The sequence below is a fragment of the Helicobacter sp. MIT 05-5293 genome (assembly GCF_000765665.2).
In the GTDB taxonomy this organism is placed as follows: Bacteria; Campylobacterota; Campylobacteria; order Campylobacterales; family Helicobacteraceae; genus Helicobacter_C.
Genome location: NZ_JROZ02000002.1, coordinates 37938 through 53616 on the forward strand (window position 1 = coordinate 37938; position 15679 = coordinate 53616).

The window sequence follows — 15679 nt, forward strand, 5'->3', positions numbered from 1 at the left end:
TTGTCTCATTGTTTCAAGATATGAACAGAATCTCTTAAAACATATCAAAAGCAACAAGGTAAAATGGCATTTTGGGATTTGATTTTTATGTGCAGTATCAATAATTGAACGATTTTTTGATAAAATGCGACATAATTTTTGCGCTAAAGGGATATGATGGATTATAAAAACACTTTAATTTTGCCAGAGACGGATTTCCCAATGAGAGGGAATCTCCCACAAAATGAACCCAAAACTTACCAAAGATGGCAAGCACAGCATTTGTATCAAGATCTTAAATCTCGTAATCGTGATTCTCACACATCGTTTAATTTGCATGATGGTCCTCCTTATGCGAATGGGCATTTGCATATCGGACATGCGCTCAACAAGATTCTTAAAGATATTATTGTCAAATATCATTTTTTTAAAGGGGATAATATCCGTTATACGCCCGGTTGGGATTGTCATGGATTGCCTATTGAGCAACAAGTCGAGCAAAAAATAGGTAAAGAAAAAAAAGATAACTTGCCTAAAGAAAAAATCCGTGAGCTTTGTCGTGAGCATGCAAGGAAATTTATCGAGATTCAGTCGCAAGAATTTCAAGCTTTGGGTGTTGTGGGGGATTTTGAGAATCCTTACAAAACAATGGAGTTTAGTTTTGAAGCGCAGATTTATCGCACATTATGCCAAGTAGCCAAAGAAGGTTTGCTTGCACAGAGGAGTAAGCCTATTTATTGGAGTTGGGCTTGTCAGACAGCTTTAGCAGATGCTGAAGTCGAATATCAAGATAAGGTATCAGATTCTATTTTTGTTGCTTTTACACTAAGTCCAGAGGCTTTAAAAAAGCTTCAGATTCAAGAGGGAAAAATCATCATTTGGACGACTACGCCTTGGACATTGCCTGCAAATGTGGGGATTGCGGTCAATCCTGATGAGAAATATATCTTGACAGACGATGGCTACATTGTAGCAAAAGCCTTGCATGCTAGGCTAGTAGAGAATCTCGGTATTGGAATGGTTTGTAAAGAAATCAACCCTAAAGATTTGGAGCGATTAAAGGCGATTAATCCGCTTAATGGGAGAGATTCACTAATCGTGCTTGGTGAGCATGTCAGTATGAATGATGGCACAGGTGCGGTGCATACTGCACCCGGGCATGGTGAAGATGATTATTATGTCGGGCTGAAATATGATTTGGAAGTGATTATGCCTGTCGATGATGAGGGTCGTTTTAGCTCACTTATTGAATCTATGGGGCTTATCCCAAAAGAATCTGTTGGAGAAATCATAGGTAGAAATATTTTTGATGCTCAACCTAAGATTCTTGAGCTTCTTGGGAATGCCTTGCTTAAACACAGCAAAATCACACATAGCTATCCGCATTGTTGGCGATCACACCAGCCTGTGATTTATCGAGCCACCACACAATGGTTTATCTTGATGGACGAACCCTTTTATAAGGGTAAAACTCTTAAAGAGATTGCGTTAGAAGAGCTTGACAAGGTGAGATTCTATCCTCATAATGGCAAGAATAGAATCTATTCAATGGTGCAAAATCGTCCCGATTGGTGTATCTCAAGGCAAAGAGATTGGGGCGTGCCTATTGCTTTTTTTATCGATAAAAACACACAGAAGATTCTGCTTGATGAGGAAGTTTTGGAATATTTGGCAAATATTTTTGAAAAGGAGGGTTGCGATGTGTGGTGGAGTAAGGATATTCAATCACTTCTTCCATCTTCACATCAGCATCTTGCTCCCCAACTTGAAAAAAGCAAGCATATCCTTGATGTATGGTTTGATAGCGGGAGCACTTGGAATGCAGTATTGGGCGAAGATAATCCTATTTACGATGCAGGAGCGCACCCGGCAAGTATGTATTTAGAGGGAAGTGATCAACATCGTGGTTGGTTTCAAAGCTCACTTTTACTTTCTTGCGCGGTTGCAAAAAAAGCTCCCTATGAGACAATTCTTACTCATGGTTTTACTTTTGACAAAAATGGTGAAAAGATGAGCAAAAGTAAGGGAAATGTCATTGCTCCTGCCGAAATTATCAAAACACAAGGAAGCGAGATTCTAAGGCTTTGGGTCGCATTAAGCCATTATCAAAGTGATCAAAATATCAGTGATGATATTCTCCGACAAGTTGGTGAGCAGTATCGTAAAATCCGCAATACGATTCGGTTTTTGCTTGCAAATACGCAAGATTTAGAGAAATTTGTCGCAAAAAATGAGCTTGGCGTGATTGATCGGTGGATTCTGCAATGTTGCGATGAGGTCTTTGAGGAAGCGTATCGGTATTTTGATGAGTATGAATTTGCTAAAGCTTTTCAAATTGTGATGAATTTTATCACAAATGAGCTAAGCGGAATTTATTTGGATTTGTGCAAGGATAGTTTGTATTGTGATGATAAAGATTCTGTCTCTCGCCGAGCGATTCAAAGTGCAATCGTGCTTGTCGCTAGGCGATTGTTGCACTTTATTGCGCCGGTGCTTACTTATACTGCTGATGAGGCAATGTCTTATGCGTCAAAACTCATTAAAGCAGATATGCGAGATATTTTTGAGCTTCGAAGATTCCGATGCGAAGAGGTTTTTTCACTTGAAGTAAAAGAAGACTTTGGGCATTTGTTGGCTATTAGAGAAAAATTTACCGAGATATTAGATCATCTTAAAAAGCAAAAAGTGATCAAATCTTCCCTTGAGTTGATTGTCTATACTGCAGAAGAGAGTGAGATGGATATGCTTGCGCAATGGCTGATTGTTTCACAGGTGAAAAATCAGCGCCCTAATAGTGAATCTTTAGGTGATTTTGTGCTTGAAAATGGAGAAAGATTTGAGATTTATCGAGCAGAAAAACAACGATGTGAAAGATGTTGGCAGTTTGTTGCAGATGAAAGTGATATTTGCTCACGGTGTGCTAATGTGCTAAAGAATCAAGGTATTTTGAAATAAAGGAATTGTATGGGATTTGAAATAATGGGAGAGAAAGTATTTGACTTTACCCAGCCTTTTGGATATTTTGAAGCATTTAGCGGTATTGTGGTGGTGCTTTTTATTTCACTAATAGGCTTTGCTGTGTTGCGATATTTTCGCCCTAAAAATTAAGGATTATGGCTTAGAATCTAATGAACAACAGGATCGCGCATAGTTTGGAATTGTTCTAAAATATGGGGTTCTAGGGAAATCATTGTGTTGATAAGCCAACGATCAAAATTTGCATATACAAGTTCAAGTGTTGTTTCTAAAGTCTGTGTGCCAAAAATAATGCGCACTTGAGCATTTGCTGTGGGCATAGAATCTTCATTGTGAGGAAGGTGTGTCAGGGCAAGTATTTTTACTTTTTGATATTCTCCACTTTCCTTTGCTCGTGCCGTTTCAGCAGTAACAAAGAGATTGGCGAGATTGCGTTGTCCCATAGAATCAAGTGCATATCCATAGCTTGAATATTTCACAAACTCATTCAAATCCCCTGCAAACAATCCTTTCAAATAGCCTTCTATCGCTTTTTCTTCAGGAGTTTTACTGCAAGCATTGAAAGCAAGAAGCAATGTGGCTAGGATTAAAATATGAAATGTCCAAAACACAGAGCGCATAATCTCCTCCTCAATATGGCTAATGTATTTTATCATAATCAATGCAAGTATGTTCTTAAAAGTCATATTGGATTAAGGTTCAATCATTGGCTTAGAATCGGTAATAGTAAGGATATTTATTTCTTTGAAGAATTATTTATGATTTTGTGCAAAAAGTTTTATTATAATCAAAATATTGATGATTTGGAGAAGGAATTAATGATAGAGATTGTTTTGCTTTTGAGCCTTGTTATTTTTTTGATATTTAAAGCGTATTTGATTTTTAAATAACCCTTATGGAAAGCACACTTTTTACAGATTTAATATCTGATAATTCTGCTATACAAAGCTGGAATCCGTGGCATGGCTGCTTTAGGTATTCAGAGGGCTGTGCAAATTGCTTTATTTTTAGTATGGATTCTGTCTATGGTCGTGATACACATAGGGTTTCTTTAAATAAAAGCTTTGATTTGCCCCTTAAAAGGACAAAAAATGGAGAGTATAGAATCAAGTATGGGACGATGGTTTATACTTGTTTTAGTAGCGATTTTTTGCTAAAAGAAGCGGATATTTGGCGAGATAAAGCATGGGAGATAATGCGGATTCGAAAAGATCTTCATTTTGTGTTTTTTACAAAACGCATTCATCGTTTGGAACAGGTCTTACCAAATGATTGGAGAAATGGGTATGACAATGTCATTATTGGCTGCAGTGTAGAAAATCAAAAACGCGCCGATGAAAGATTGCCCTTTCTGCTTTCTTTGCCTATCAAACATCGTTGGATTATTTGTGCGCCATTGCTTGAAGAGATTCATATAGAATCTTATCTCAATGGCGTTGAGTTGGTTTCTGTGGGGGGAGAGAGTGGCTATAAATCAAGAATTTGTCGTTATGAGTGGATACTTTCGTTGCGAGATCAAGCACAAAAAGCTGGTATAAGCTTTCATTTTCACCAAACAGGTGCAAGATTCCAAAAAGAAGGTAGGCTTTATCAGATTCCCAAAAAACTCCAAACTGCCCAAGCGAAAAAGGCAAATATTGATCTTTGAATCTTTGTTTGAATTAAAGTAGTAAATTTATTTGATTTGTTAGTGGGTGGGCTTTTAAAAAAAAGGAATATTCTGATAAATATTGCAAGAGGTTTGGAGGCTTATATAAATTGAACTCTCACTCCCCAAGGAGAGTGAGAAAGGTGGAGAGAACTACATCATTCCACCCATACCGCCCATTCCACCCATATCAGGCATTGCTGGAGCTGGTTTATCTTCTTTAATTTCATTGATGGTCGCTTCAGTTGTTAAGAGTAAGCTTGATACTGAAACTGCGTTTTGTAATGCGACACGTGTAACTTTGAGCGGGTCAATAATCCCTTCTTTAAACATATCTACATATTCGCCTGTTGCAGCGTTAAAGCCAAAACCTTCTTTAGCATTCTTTTCAATTTCATTGACTACCACACCTGAATCATACCCTGCATTAGCAGCAATTTGAGCTAATGGAGCTTTGATAGCGCGTTTGATAATATCATAGCCAATTGCTTCATCGCCCTCAAGTTTGAGCTTGACTTTCTTTGCAGCATGGATAAGTGCCGAACCACCACCAATTACAATACCCTCATCGACAGCCGCTTTTGTCGCTGAAAGTGCATCATCTACGCGATCTTTTTTCTCTTTCATTTCAACTTCGCTTGCTGCACCTACTTTAATCACAGCCACACCGCCGCTAAGTTTTGCTAAACGCTCTTGGAGCTTTTCTTTGTCATAATCACTTGTAGTGTTTTCAATCTCTGTTTTGATTTGTGCAATTCTGTCTTTTACATCTTTTGCCTTACCTTTTCCATCAACGATTGTTGTGTTGTCTTTATCAATCACGATTCGAGAAGCACTTCCTAAGTCTGCAAGAGTTGCATTTTCTAAAGTTTTACCAAGCTCTTCGCTAATGACTTGTCCGCCTGTAAGGATTGCAATATCTTGTAGCATTGCTTTTCTTCGATCGCCAAATCCCGGAGCTTTCACTGCAGAAACATTTAATACGCCGCGTAATTTATTAACGACTAGGGTTGTAAGAGCTTCACCCTCAATATCTTCAGCAATGATAAGAAGAGGCTTGCCACTTTGCATAGTTGCTTCAAGTAAAGGCAAAATTTCTTTCATATTAGAGATTTTTTTATCAGTTAAAAGCACATAAGCATTTTCAAGCTGTGCGGTCATTTTGTCAGTGTTGGTTACAAAATATGCTGAGAGATAGCCACGATCAAATTGCATACCTTCTACCACGCTAAGCTCATCATTGATACCTTTTGCTTCTTCAACGGTGATCACACCATCTTTTCCTACTTTTTCCATTGCTTCAGCAATAAGCGCACCGATATTTTCATCTGAATTAGCAGAAATAGTAGCAACTTGAGCGATTTCACTCTTCCCACCGACTTTTTTACTTGATTTTTTAAGCTCTTCAATGATAGCTTGGCTCGCTTTATCCATACCGCGTTTAACTTCGATAGGATTTGCACCTGCTGTAATATTGCGCAAACCTTCTTTATAGATGCTATAAGCTAAAACCGTTGCTGTGGTTGTGCCATCTCCTGCTGCATCAGCAGTTTTGCTAGCGACTTCTTTTACAAGCTGCGCACCCATATTTGCGATAGGGTCAGAAAGTTCTATTTCTTTTGCTACAGAAACACCATCTTTTGTAATAGCAGGTGCGCCATAGCTTTTTTGAATCAAAACATTGCGCCCTTTTGGTCCCATTGTAACCTTTACAGCATCGCTAAGTTGTTTGATACCTTCGTAAAGCTTATTTCTTGCTGTGTCTGAAAAATTAATTTCTTTACTTGCCATTGGTTTCTCCTTAAATTGATGTATAAAATGAGTTATTTTTCAATTACGCCTAGAATATCTTCTAGCTCTAAAACGATAAATTCTTGAGAATCAAGTTTTATCTCTGTGCCTTTATATTTTCCAAACAAGACTTTGTCGCCTTCTTTTAAAAATTTTCCTTCTTGAGCTTTTGCGCCAAGTGCCTTTACAATACCCATTAAAGGCTTTTCTTTTGCATTGTCAGGGATAATAATGCCTGATTTGGTTTTGGTGTCTTCTTCAATTCTTTCGACTAAAACTCGTTCTCCCAAGGGTTTGAATTTCATCTTCGGTCTCCTTTGCAGTGTAAAATAATCAAAAAATTTAGCACTTAAAATTTTTAAGTGCGAGAATTCTATAATATTTTATTAAACGAGTCAATACTTTATAGTTATGAAATAAATAAATATTAGTCTTATAGACTAAATTTATATAAAAGTATAGCTATAAAGTTTGTAGAAAATAAGATTATAAGCTTTATTTTTATAGAATCTCAAACCCTTTGAGAATTTCAATAAAGAATATTTTATATAGAAGTAAGAAATTTAAAATGATCAGCAAGCATTCTATCGAAACGCTTAAACAGAATCTCGACATTGTTGAGATTATCGGAGCAAGTATTGATTTAAAAAAAGTAGGCAGCAATTATGTGGCTTGCTGTCCTTTTCATAATGAAAAAACGCCCAGTTTCGTTGTTAGCCCAGTCAAAGGTTTTTACCATTGTTATGGGTGTGGTGAAGGTGGCGATGCGATTAAATTTGTGCAGAAATATGATCAATTGGATTTTGTAGAAAGTATCGAAAAAATTGCTTCTATGATAGGTTTTACCCTTGAATATGAACAATCTTACACAAAAAAGGAAGATTCAATTGTTCTTGATGAACTTACACGTTTTTATCAAAAGCAACTTCTGTCTCACAAACCTTCATTGGATTATCTTGCTTCACGACATATTTCCAATGCGAGCATTGAAAAATTTGCTGTTGGGTATTGTGGAGCAAGTTTTGAAACATTGAATTTTATCAATGCTAGTCATCTCAATAAACAAGAAGCACTTGATTTTGGTGCGATTGGTAAAGATGGTAATCGTGAATATGCACGTTTTAGCGATAGAATCATTTTTCCTATTTATGCTGCTAATGGTAAGGTAGTAGGGTTTGGCGGGAGAACGATGAAAGAATCAAGTGCAAAATATATCAATTCCCCGCAAAGCAAAATATTTAATAAATCAAAACTTCTTTATGGGTATTATCATGCTAAAGAGAGAATCTATAAGCAAAAAAAGATCATTGTTTGTGAGGGTTATATTGATGTGATTATGCTTCATCAGGCAGGATTTGATTATGCTGTAGCGACACTTGGCACAGCTTTGACAAAAGAACATCTACCGCTTTTGCGTAAAGGAGAGCCAGAAGTGATTTTGAGCTATGATGGCGATAATGCAGGAATTAATGCTGCCTTTAAGGCTTCAAAGATTCTTAGTGAAAATCGGATAGAGGGTGGAGTAGTGATTTTTGAAAATGGCGCAGATCCAGCAGATATGGTTGCTCAAAAAAAGATCACTGAATTAGAAACTCTATTTTCTCGCCCTATACCTTTTATAGAATTTATTTTTTTGCATATTGCTCGGCAATTTGATTTAAAAAATCCATTGCAAAAAGAAAAAGCACTTATTGAATCTACCCAATTTCTTAATAGCTTGAGTCCTATTTTGCAGGAGGAATACAAACCCTTTCTTGCACGATTGTTGATGTTGCCAGTGAATCTTATCGGGACAAAACATAACTCTACTCCCACGCCACAAGAGTTGTTTAATCAACACACTCAAGATGTATCCGAAGCAATTCTGATTAAAACCTTGTTCGAACGACATGATATGATTGATTTTGTCGTTGAGTATATTGACAGCTCACTTTTTATTCACTATAAGAATGAGTTTGAGATTCTACTTGCTCAACAATATGAATCCCCAGAGCTACTTGCTCTCGCACTTAATACAAATATTAAAACCCTATCTGACTTACCCTCTCTTAAAGAACATTTGCGTTTGTTGATTATGCACACTTATAGTCATTTATTGACACAGATTCCCTATATTAATAACATTGATATACAACGCAAAGGATACATTATTAATCAGATAAAAACACGTATTGTAAAACTCAAAAAAGGAGAATTATTGCCTTATGTTAGCATTAGCGCTTTTTAGTGGAGGTTGCGATAGCCTCATTTCAATGAAACTTCTTAAAGATCAAGGTGTAGAAGTGATAGCTTTGCATTTTGATATAGGTTTTGGAGGCAACAAAGATAAATTAGAGTATTTTCAGAATGCAACCGCGCAAATCAATGTCCCTCTTAAAATCATCGATATTCAAAAGCAGTTTTTTGACGAAGTGCTTTTTAAGCCAAAGTATGGCTATGGGAAGTATTTTAATCCTTGTATTGATTGCCATGCCAATATGTTTGCCCATGCGTTTTCTTATTTGCTTGAAGTGGGTGCGCATTTTGTGATTAGTGGTGAAGTGTTAGGACAACGTCCTAAAAGTCAGCGGAAAGAAGCTTTGGATCAAGTCAAAAAGCTTGTGCGTGGAATAGGGGAAAATAAAAAGTTTGATTCTTTGCTTTCTCGTGATGGTGTAGATTCTGCAAAACCTCGCACTCTTGATGAATTGCTCCTGCGTCCTATGAGTGCGAAACTACTAGAGCCAAGTTTTCCCGAAAAAATGGGTTGGGTAGAGCGTGAAAAGCTTCTTGATATTAGTGGCAGAGGGCGTCATAGACAATTAGAGATGATTAAAGATTATGGATTTAAATATTATGAAAAACCCGGAGGCGGGTGTTTGCTCACACAAGATTCTGTGGCGGATAAAATTAAAGATTTGATTTCTCATCGCCCAATGAATTTTGAAGATATTGATATGGTAAAAGTCGGACGCTATATGGTTTTAGAAAATGGTGCAAGATGTGTGATTTCTCGTAATGAAGAGGAAAATATCAAGCTAAGCAAACCCAATCCACAAATGGAGCAAATTGTCCTGCTTGATTGTATAGGACCAATGGGTATTATTGAAACAAACGCATCTTTAGACGATAAGATTCTCGCAGGGCGCATTGCTTTGAGCTATGGTAAAACACAGATTGGACAAAACTATCAGGTACAAATTGGACTTAAGACTTATAATTTATCACCTATAGAGCGTGAAAAAGCTCAAACATATCTTCTTTTTCATTAAGAGGCACAGAAAGTGCTGTTTCTCAAGTAAAGATTCTAAGAGAATCTTATGCTTATAATAAATGTGTCGATATTATAAATGTATTGTATTTAGAATCTTCAAGAAAAGGAGGAGACAATGGCACTTAGCACAATTGGTAATATCACTTACCTTAATCAAAATGCTCAATTAGGCTCAATACAACAAGCCAACCAAATGCAAAAAGTGGATTTTATGTTGAATGCTAATATGCAAGAATTTGTTGATCGCCTTAAGGCTGTGCAAGAAGTTTCTCCTGCTCCACAAATTGAAGCTATTGACCCTGATGATAAACGAGACAAACAGCAATCATTTGAGCAAGAACAAAATGCCCAGTCAGAAAGTCCTAGTGAAGAATCTGCTCCAGAAGAAGTATTTTCTTCAACACATTTGCTTGACATACGCGCTTAAAGCTTTCAAATCAGATTCTGTTTGAAAGCTTAGATTCTCTAAAGTGAAGAAAATGATTGTTCTGCACACCACCACACCGAGTAAAAAAGAAGCAAAACATCTTGCTAAAATTCTTTTGGAAAATAGATTTGTTGCTTGTGCGCAAATTACCAAAATACGAAGTTATTACACTTGGAATGAGCAGATTGCACATGAAAAAGAATACCTTTTAATACTTAAGACTCATAAAAAACACAAGAAAAATATCCAAAAGATTCTTAAAAAATATCATAGTTATGAATTGCCTCAAATGATTTTTCTCAAAGCGAAAGCAAGCAAAGCATATCAACAATGGCTTAATGAGAATCTTATTTAGCGTTATTCTTGAATTTTGTTGTTTTTGAGAGTATTGTCTTTTAAACCTAAAGTAAAATATTCTTTTATTAACGAATTGAGTAAAAATATCAAAATTAAACTATTTTTTTACTTTACTTGCCAAAAATCGATTTATTTTCATGAAAACATTGGTAAAATTGCACAAAAATATTTTAGATTGAGGTAAAAAATGAAGCCTAGAATCTTAATCATCGGTGGAGGATACGGGGGATTACGCACAGCGATGACTTTGCAACAGCATTTGCATCAACAAGCAGAAGTTACATTAATCAGCAAGCACGACTATCATTATCAAACCACACTTTTACATAAAGTTGCTATCGGCACATTAAGTGCAAGGAAATCCAGAATCTACTTTCGTAAAATCTTAGATTTGACAAAGGTTCAGTTTATTAAGGATAAGATTATCGAAATAAAACCCGATTCAAAACAGGTCATTGGTAATGGTGGCGTGTATGAATATGATTATCTTGTGATTGGATTAGGATTTAAGCCCGAAGGGTTCGGTATCAAAGGTGTAGAAGAGCATGCACATAAACTTTCTTCGTTAAATGCTGCTTTGAAGCTTGATAAAGCCATCGAATATAAATTTAAAGAATATTGCCACACAAAGAATCAACAAGACTTAAGCATTATTGTTTGCGGGACAGGATTCACAGGGATTGAGTTTGCAGCGGAGCTTGGCTCACGACTTGATGAATTGTGTCTTATTGGTGGAATTCCTCGAGATATTCCTAAAATCACTTGCATAGGTCGTTCGGATAGAATCTTGCCAATGTTTAGCAAAAAGTCAAGCGCAATTGCTCAAAAAAAGCTTGAATCTTTTGGCGTAGAGGTGATATGTGGAGGTGATGTGCAAGAAGTCAAAACCGATGGTGTAGTGATACGCAAAGATGGTGAATTAAAAGAAATCAAAGGCAATACGATTTTATGGAGTGCAGGCGTTCGTGGTAGTGATATTGTCGAAAAGTCTCCTTTGGAGAATACAAAAGGTCGTGTCAAGGTCGATGCGTATTTGCGTTCGCCCCAATACGAGAATATCTATGTTGTTGGCGATTGCGCTCTTTGTACCTCTCGTGATGCTATTCATGCTCCCACAGCACAACTTTCTGCGCAAATGGGGGATTATGTGGGGAAAAGTCTTTTGAAGATTCTTGATGGTAAGGAGCAAAAAGAGCCTTTTAAATTTGTTCATCGAGGCACGGTTTGTTCGATAGGACACACTGATGGAGTAGGTATTATCTATAAGCAAAGTATCAATGGTGAATTTGCAGCGTTTCTTAAAAACTTTATTGAAAATAAGTGGCTTTATGGTATCGGCGGAGCGAAGCTTGTTTTCAAAAATGGGCAATTTCGTTATCGCACAAGCAATTAATTTTACAAATATTTCCAAGATAATGGGTTTTTCAATATTTATATGTTATAAAGCCTAACATTTGCACATTTGCATGGATAAGTGCATTGAAAGCCCTATATTAAGGAATATTTAATGGATAACACACATATAAGTTATAAAGATTCAGGTGTGGATATTGATGAGGGAAATGCTCTTGTCGAGGGTATTAAACCCATTGTAAAGACGACTTTTGATGAAAATGTGATAGGGGGGATAGGATCATTTGCTGGAGCTTATGCCTTGCCACAAGGTTATAAGAATCCTGTCATATTAGGCGCAACTGATGGCGTAGGCACAAAATTAAGGCTTGCTATTGATGCACACAGGCTTGATAGTGTCGGTATTGATTTGGTAGCAATGTGTGTGAATGATTTGATTTGCAATTTTGCTTTGCCTTTATTTTTTTTGGATTATTATGCTACGGGTAAGCTTCATAAAGATGACGCACTTTCTGTTATCAGCGGTATCGCTAAAGGTTGCAAAGAAGCGCAATGTGCATTGATTGGCGGGGAGACTGCAGAAATGCCCGGAATGTATCATAAAAGTGATTTTGATTTAGCAGGGTTTGCAGTAGGGATTGCTGAACGAGAGGATATACAAAGCTGTAAGGTTTGTCCCGATGATGTCCTAATAGCTTTGCCTAGTAGTGGATTCCATAGTAATGGATATTCATTGGTTCGCAAAGTGCTTTTTGAAAAATTGAAAATGAAATACGATGATGTGTTTGAAGGCAAACCCTTGATTGATATACTTCTTACACCTACGCGTATTTATGTGCCTATTTTCCGATCACTTTTTGGCGATGAAAACCTGCGTCCTAGCCTTCATGGATTGGCTCATATTACCGGAGGAGGTATTATTGAAAATCTTCCGAGAATCCTCCCTCCACAGCTTGGAGCAAATATTTTTAAAAAATCTTTGCAAACACCCGCTATCTTTCAATTAATTGCTCAATATGTTGATGAAGCTGAACTTTATCGCACTTTTAATATGGGAGTTGGTATGATTCTTGCTGTAGATAAAAACAGAGCAGACTGTATTCTCCAACAAACGAATGGTTATATCGTAGGGGAGGTGTGTTCTACAGAGGGTATTAAATTAACCTAAAATTTTTCACAAGGCTTCCTTATGAGCATAAAATTTTTTTTTAAGCTATACCTGCTTCCGTTTTTTGTCGTCTTAAGCGGTATAGCAATTTATACATTGATCGTGGTATGGATTGACCAAAAAAGCCTAAGAATTACTCAATATCACCGTGCCAATATACAAAACATAGATGATATCACTAATGGAGAATTAGCATTATCTACACCTTTATCAATAGATTTGTTAGAAGAAAATTTGAATGATATACCATTAGACGAAACAAATACAGAGAATCTTGCTACAAATACGACAGAAATGCCTGTCGATATTCTAGAGATTCCCACAGATTCTGAAAACCAAGAATCTGAAACGAACAATCTCGCATCATTAAATCTTCCACAGATTGATGAAAGGAATGAGCAAAATCCTGTTTCTCCAACACAAGTGCCTCAAATAGCTGAATTAGCAAAAGTTTATCGTTATGCCAAAGCTCGTATCAATATCCGCCGCAATCCTTCTTCAGAATCTCCGGTTATTTCGCGTGCAAATACAGATGAGAGCCTAGAAGTGATAGGAGAGTCTTTGGAGTGGAGCAAAGTAAGAAATGCTGCTGGTGTAGAGGGCTATGTCGCTACTCGTTTGCTTAAATTGCGTCCAAATCCTACTAGCGGTGAAATGTATATTGTGATTCCCAACACACTTAATGTTCGTTTGCATATGGATAGGACTTCACCTATTATCGGTCATTTGACAAAAAATATGCGTGTTGATGTGTTAGAAATCAATGGTGAATGGGCAAAGATTCAGCTTCCTAATAAGCAATATGGCTATACAGCATTAAGCTTTCTTGCGAAGGAGCCGTGATTATGCTTCGTTTTTTTGGTGTTTTCGGCTCACCCATTGCGCATTCTAAGTCGCCATTATTGCATAATGATGCTTTTCATATTTTGCAGAATCAAATTCATTTCAGTGGGTATTATAGTCGTATTTTGTTGGAAAATCCTTCGCGTTTGCGAGAGGTTTTTTGTGATTTGGGATTGAGTGGGGCAAATATTACAATTCCTCTTAAGGAGGAGGCTTACAAACAATGCGATGAGGTGAGAGGGATCGCTACTCATATCGGTGCGTGTAATACTTGGGTATTGGATAGGGAGAATCGTATTATCGGTTATAATACTGATGCACAAGGATTCTATGAGTGTATTAAGCCTTATGGGGTAAAAACTGCCCTTATTATAGGGGCAGGTGGTTCTGCTAAGGCTGTAGCAATGATTTTGGCGCATCATCAGATTGCCACAACGATTCTTAATCGTTCATCGGACAAGTTGGTATTTTTTGAGCAAAAGGGATTTGAGACCTATCTTTCTAGTGAATTTAAACCTATTCAATCTTATGATATTGTGATTAATACAACAAGTGCAGGGTTAAACCATCACGAATTGCCTCTTGCAGAATCTAAGCTTCGTGATGTTTTTACCAACGCTAAGTATGCCTTTGATTTGATTTATGGTAAGGAAACACCTTTTCTTACTCTTGCTAAATCATTTGACCTCTCTTGCAGCGATGGTAAGGATATGTTGATTTATCAAGCTGCCCTTGCTTTTGAAAAATTTTGTTTTCTTGATGAGAAAGTGTTGGATACGCAGCAAATTATCGCTTTAATGCGCGAAGTCTTATAGAATCTAAGCAAAAATATAGTCATTTTGTATTAAAATCGTGCTTATTTAGGATAAAAGGATTATTGTGATTATTGATGATACTTTGCTTTCACGCCTTGAAAAGCTTGCTATGATACATATTAATGAGGATAAGCGTCAAAAAATACAAGGAGAGCTTACCGAGATACTTGGGTTTGTCGAAAATATTTCTCAACTTGATATTCCCAGTCATTGTTTTGATGAAGAGCTCAAAACACCTATGCGCGAAGATTCTCCCAAAGATGCTTGTGTCGCTAAAGATGTGCTTGCTTCCGCTCCCAATGCACAAGATGGGTTTTTTATCGTGCCAAAAATAATTGAGTGATATGTCAGAATCGACTCGTATTGATCTTGACAAAGTCAAGATGCCTGATGACTGGAAAACTCTCCTCAAAGATGAGCTTTTAAGTCCTTATTTTGCAGATATTAAATCACATTATATGGACGCGATTCACAGACACGAAGTCATTTATCCACAAGCGAAACATCTTTTTAATGCTTTTTATCTCACACCCTTAGATCGTCTTAAAGTCGTTATTTTAGGGCAAGATCCTTATCATAATGCTTACCCTATTGATGGTGTATTGACACCCCAAGCAATGGGATTGAGTTTTAGCGTCCCTAGAGGTATGCCTATCCCACCTTCTTTACAGAATATCTACAAGGAGCTCTCACGGAGTCTGAATCTGTGTATGCCAAATCATGGGGATTTGAGCGGTTGGGCGAAGCAAGGTGTGCTTTTACTCAACGCAATTCTTAGTGTGCAAGCTAATCAACCGACTTCACATAAACATTTTGGTTGGGAACAATTTACTGATGGTGTGATACAAACTCTCTCTGACCACAAGACACATCTTGTTTTTATGCTATGGGGGAATTATGCGAAGAAAAAAGCAGATTTAATTGATCAAAGTAAGCATAAAGTGATTTGTGCTCCGCACCCAAGCCCACTTTCAAGAGGCTTTATCGGGAGCGATGTTTTTGTCCAAGCAAATGACTATCTCCGATCCATTCATCAAGAACAGATTCTTTGGGATCAGCTTTAATCCCA

The 15679-nt window shown here is 37.0% G+C and carries 15 protein-coding genes and 1 pseudogene; 13 read left to right on the forward strand and 3 right to left on the reverse strand.

Going from position 1 to position 15679, the window contains the following annotated elements; all coding sequences use genetic code 11:
• Nucleotides 1–156 precede the first annotated feature (156 nt).
• Complete coding sequence (gene ileS, locus LS68_RS04740; protein WP_034373052.1) at nucleotides 157–2934, forward strand: isoleucine--tRNA ligase; 2778 nt, start codon at nucleotides 157–159, stop codon at nucleotides 2932–2934.
• 9 nt (nucleotides 2935–2943) lie between these two features.
• The gene (locus tag LS68_RS09670) at nucleotides 2944–3087 is read left to right on the forward strand and encodes a hypothetical protein (protein ID WP_199741483.1); all 144 of its coding nucleotides are present in this window, start codon (nucleotides 2944–2946) and stop codon (nucleotides 3085–3087) included.
• A 17-nt stretch (nucleotides 3088–3104) separates the two neighbouring features.
• On the opposite strand, the gene LS68_RS04745 is transcribed toward LS68_RS09670, so the two are convergent.
• Nucleotides 3105–3575, reverse strand: coding sequence for a hypothetical protein (locus LS68_RS04745; RefSeq protein WP_052100493.1), 471 nt, complete (start codon nucleotides 3573–3575; stop codon nucleotides 3105–3107).
• Nucleotides 3576–3850: 275 nt separating this feature from the next.
• Between LS68_RS04745 and LS68_RS04750 the strand changes: the two genes are divergently transcribed.
• Nucleotides 3851–4603 (forward strand): DUF5131 family protein, encoded by a 753-nt coding sequence (locus LS68_RS04750; protein ID WP_052100492.1) that lies wholly within the window; start codon nucleotides 3851–3853, stop codon nucleotides 4601–4603.
• A gap of 153 nt (nucleotides 4604–4756) precedes the next feature.
• Here the strand turns inward: LS68_RS04750 and groL are convergent, their stop codons facing one another.
• Together groL and groES are read right to left on the reverse strand one after the other, a co-directional pair.
• Nucleotides 4757–6394 (reverse strand): chaperonin GroEL, encoded by a 1638-nt coding sequence (gene groL / locus LS68_RS04755; protein WP_034373046.1) that lies wholly within the window; start codon nucleotides 6392–6394, stop codon nucleotides 4757–4759.
• 41 nt (nucleotides 6395–6435) lie between these two features.
• A pseudogene (gene groES, locus LS68_RS04760) lies at nucleotides 6436–6699 on the reverse strand (co-chaperone GroES); the annotation flags it as partial.
• 263 nt (nucleotides 6700–6962) lie between these two features.
• On the opposite strand from groES, the gene dnaG reads away from it, so the two are divergent.
• The 10 genes from dnaG (at nucleotide 6963) to ung (ending at nucleotide 15674) form a co-directional block, all read left to right on the forward strand.
• Nucleotides 6963–8621: a DNA primase gene (dnaG, locus tag LS68_RS04765; protein WP_034373041.1), complete on the forward strand. Its 1659-nt coding sequence runs from the start codon at nucleotides 6963–6965 to the stop codon at nucleotides 8619–8621.
• Complete coding sequence (locus LS68_RS04770) at nucleotides 8599–9645, forward strand: 7-cyano-7-deazaguanine synthase (protein WP_081950967.1); 1047 nt, start codon at nucleotides 8599–8601, stop codon at nucleotides 9643–9645. Before dnaG ends, LS68_RS04770 begins: the two co-directional genes overlap by 23 nt.
• Before the next feature lie 117 nt (nucleotides 9646–9762).
• Nucleotides 9763–10074 (forward strand): hypothetical protein, encoded by a 312-nt coding sequence (locus LS68_RS04775; RefSeq protein ID WP_034373039.1) that lies wholly within the window; start codon nucleotides 9763–9765, stop codon nucleotides 10072–10074.
• Between the two features lie 52 nt (nucleotides 10075–10126).
• Nucleotides 10127–10429, forward strand: a complete 303-nt coding sequence (gene cutA, locus LS68_RS04780) for a divalent-cation tolerance protein CutA (RefSeq protein ID WP_034373037.1) — start codon at nucleotides 10127–10129, stop codon at nucleotides 10427–10429.
• A gap of 189 nt (nucleotides 10430–10618) precedes the next feature.
• Entirely contained in the window at nucleotides 10619–11824 is a 1206-nt protein-coding gene (locus LS68_RS04785) for an NAD(P)/FAD-dependent oxidoreductase (RefSeq protein ID WP_034373036.1), read from the forward strand.
• 114 nt (nucleotides 11825–11938) lie between these two features.
• Entirely contained in the window at nucleotides 11939–12952 is a 1014-nt protein-coding gene (gene purM / locus LS68_RS04790; protein WP_034373033.1) for a phosphoribosylformylglycinamidine cyclo-ligase, read from the forward strand.
• A 21-nt stretch (nucleotides 12953–12973) separates the two neighbouring features.
• Entirely contained in the window at nucleotides 12974–13795 is an 822-nt protein-coding gene (locus tag LS68_RS04795) for an SH3 domain-containing protein (protein WP_034373030.1), read from the forward strand.
• Nucleotides 13796–13797: 2 nt separating this feature from the next.
• Nucleotides 13798–14610 carry a shikimate dehydrogenase gene (locus LS68_RS04800; RefSeq protein ID WP_034373027.1) on the forward strand — a complete coding sequence of 271 codons (813 nt, stop codon included), beginning with the start codon at nucleotides 13798–13800 and terminating at the stop codon, nucleotides 14608–14610.
• A gap of 64 nt (nucleotides 14611–14674) precedes the next feature.
• The gene (gene gatC, locus LS68_RS04805) at nucleotides 14675–14953 is read left to right on the forward strand and encodes an Asp-tRNA(Asn)/Glu-tRNA(Gln) amidotransferase subunit GatC (RefSeq protein ID WP_034373024.1); all 279 of its coding nucleotides are present in this window, start codon (nucleotides 14675–14677) and stop codon (nucleotides 14951–14953) included.
• Between the two features lies 1 nt (nucleotide 14954).
• Entirely contained in the window at nucleotides 14955–15674 is a 720-nt protein-coding gene (ung, locus tag LS68_RS04810; RefSeq protein WP_034373021.1) for a uracil-DNA glycosylase, read from the forward strand.
• Nucleotides 15675–15679 lie beyond the last annotated feature (5 nt).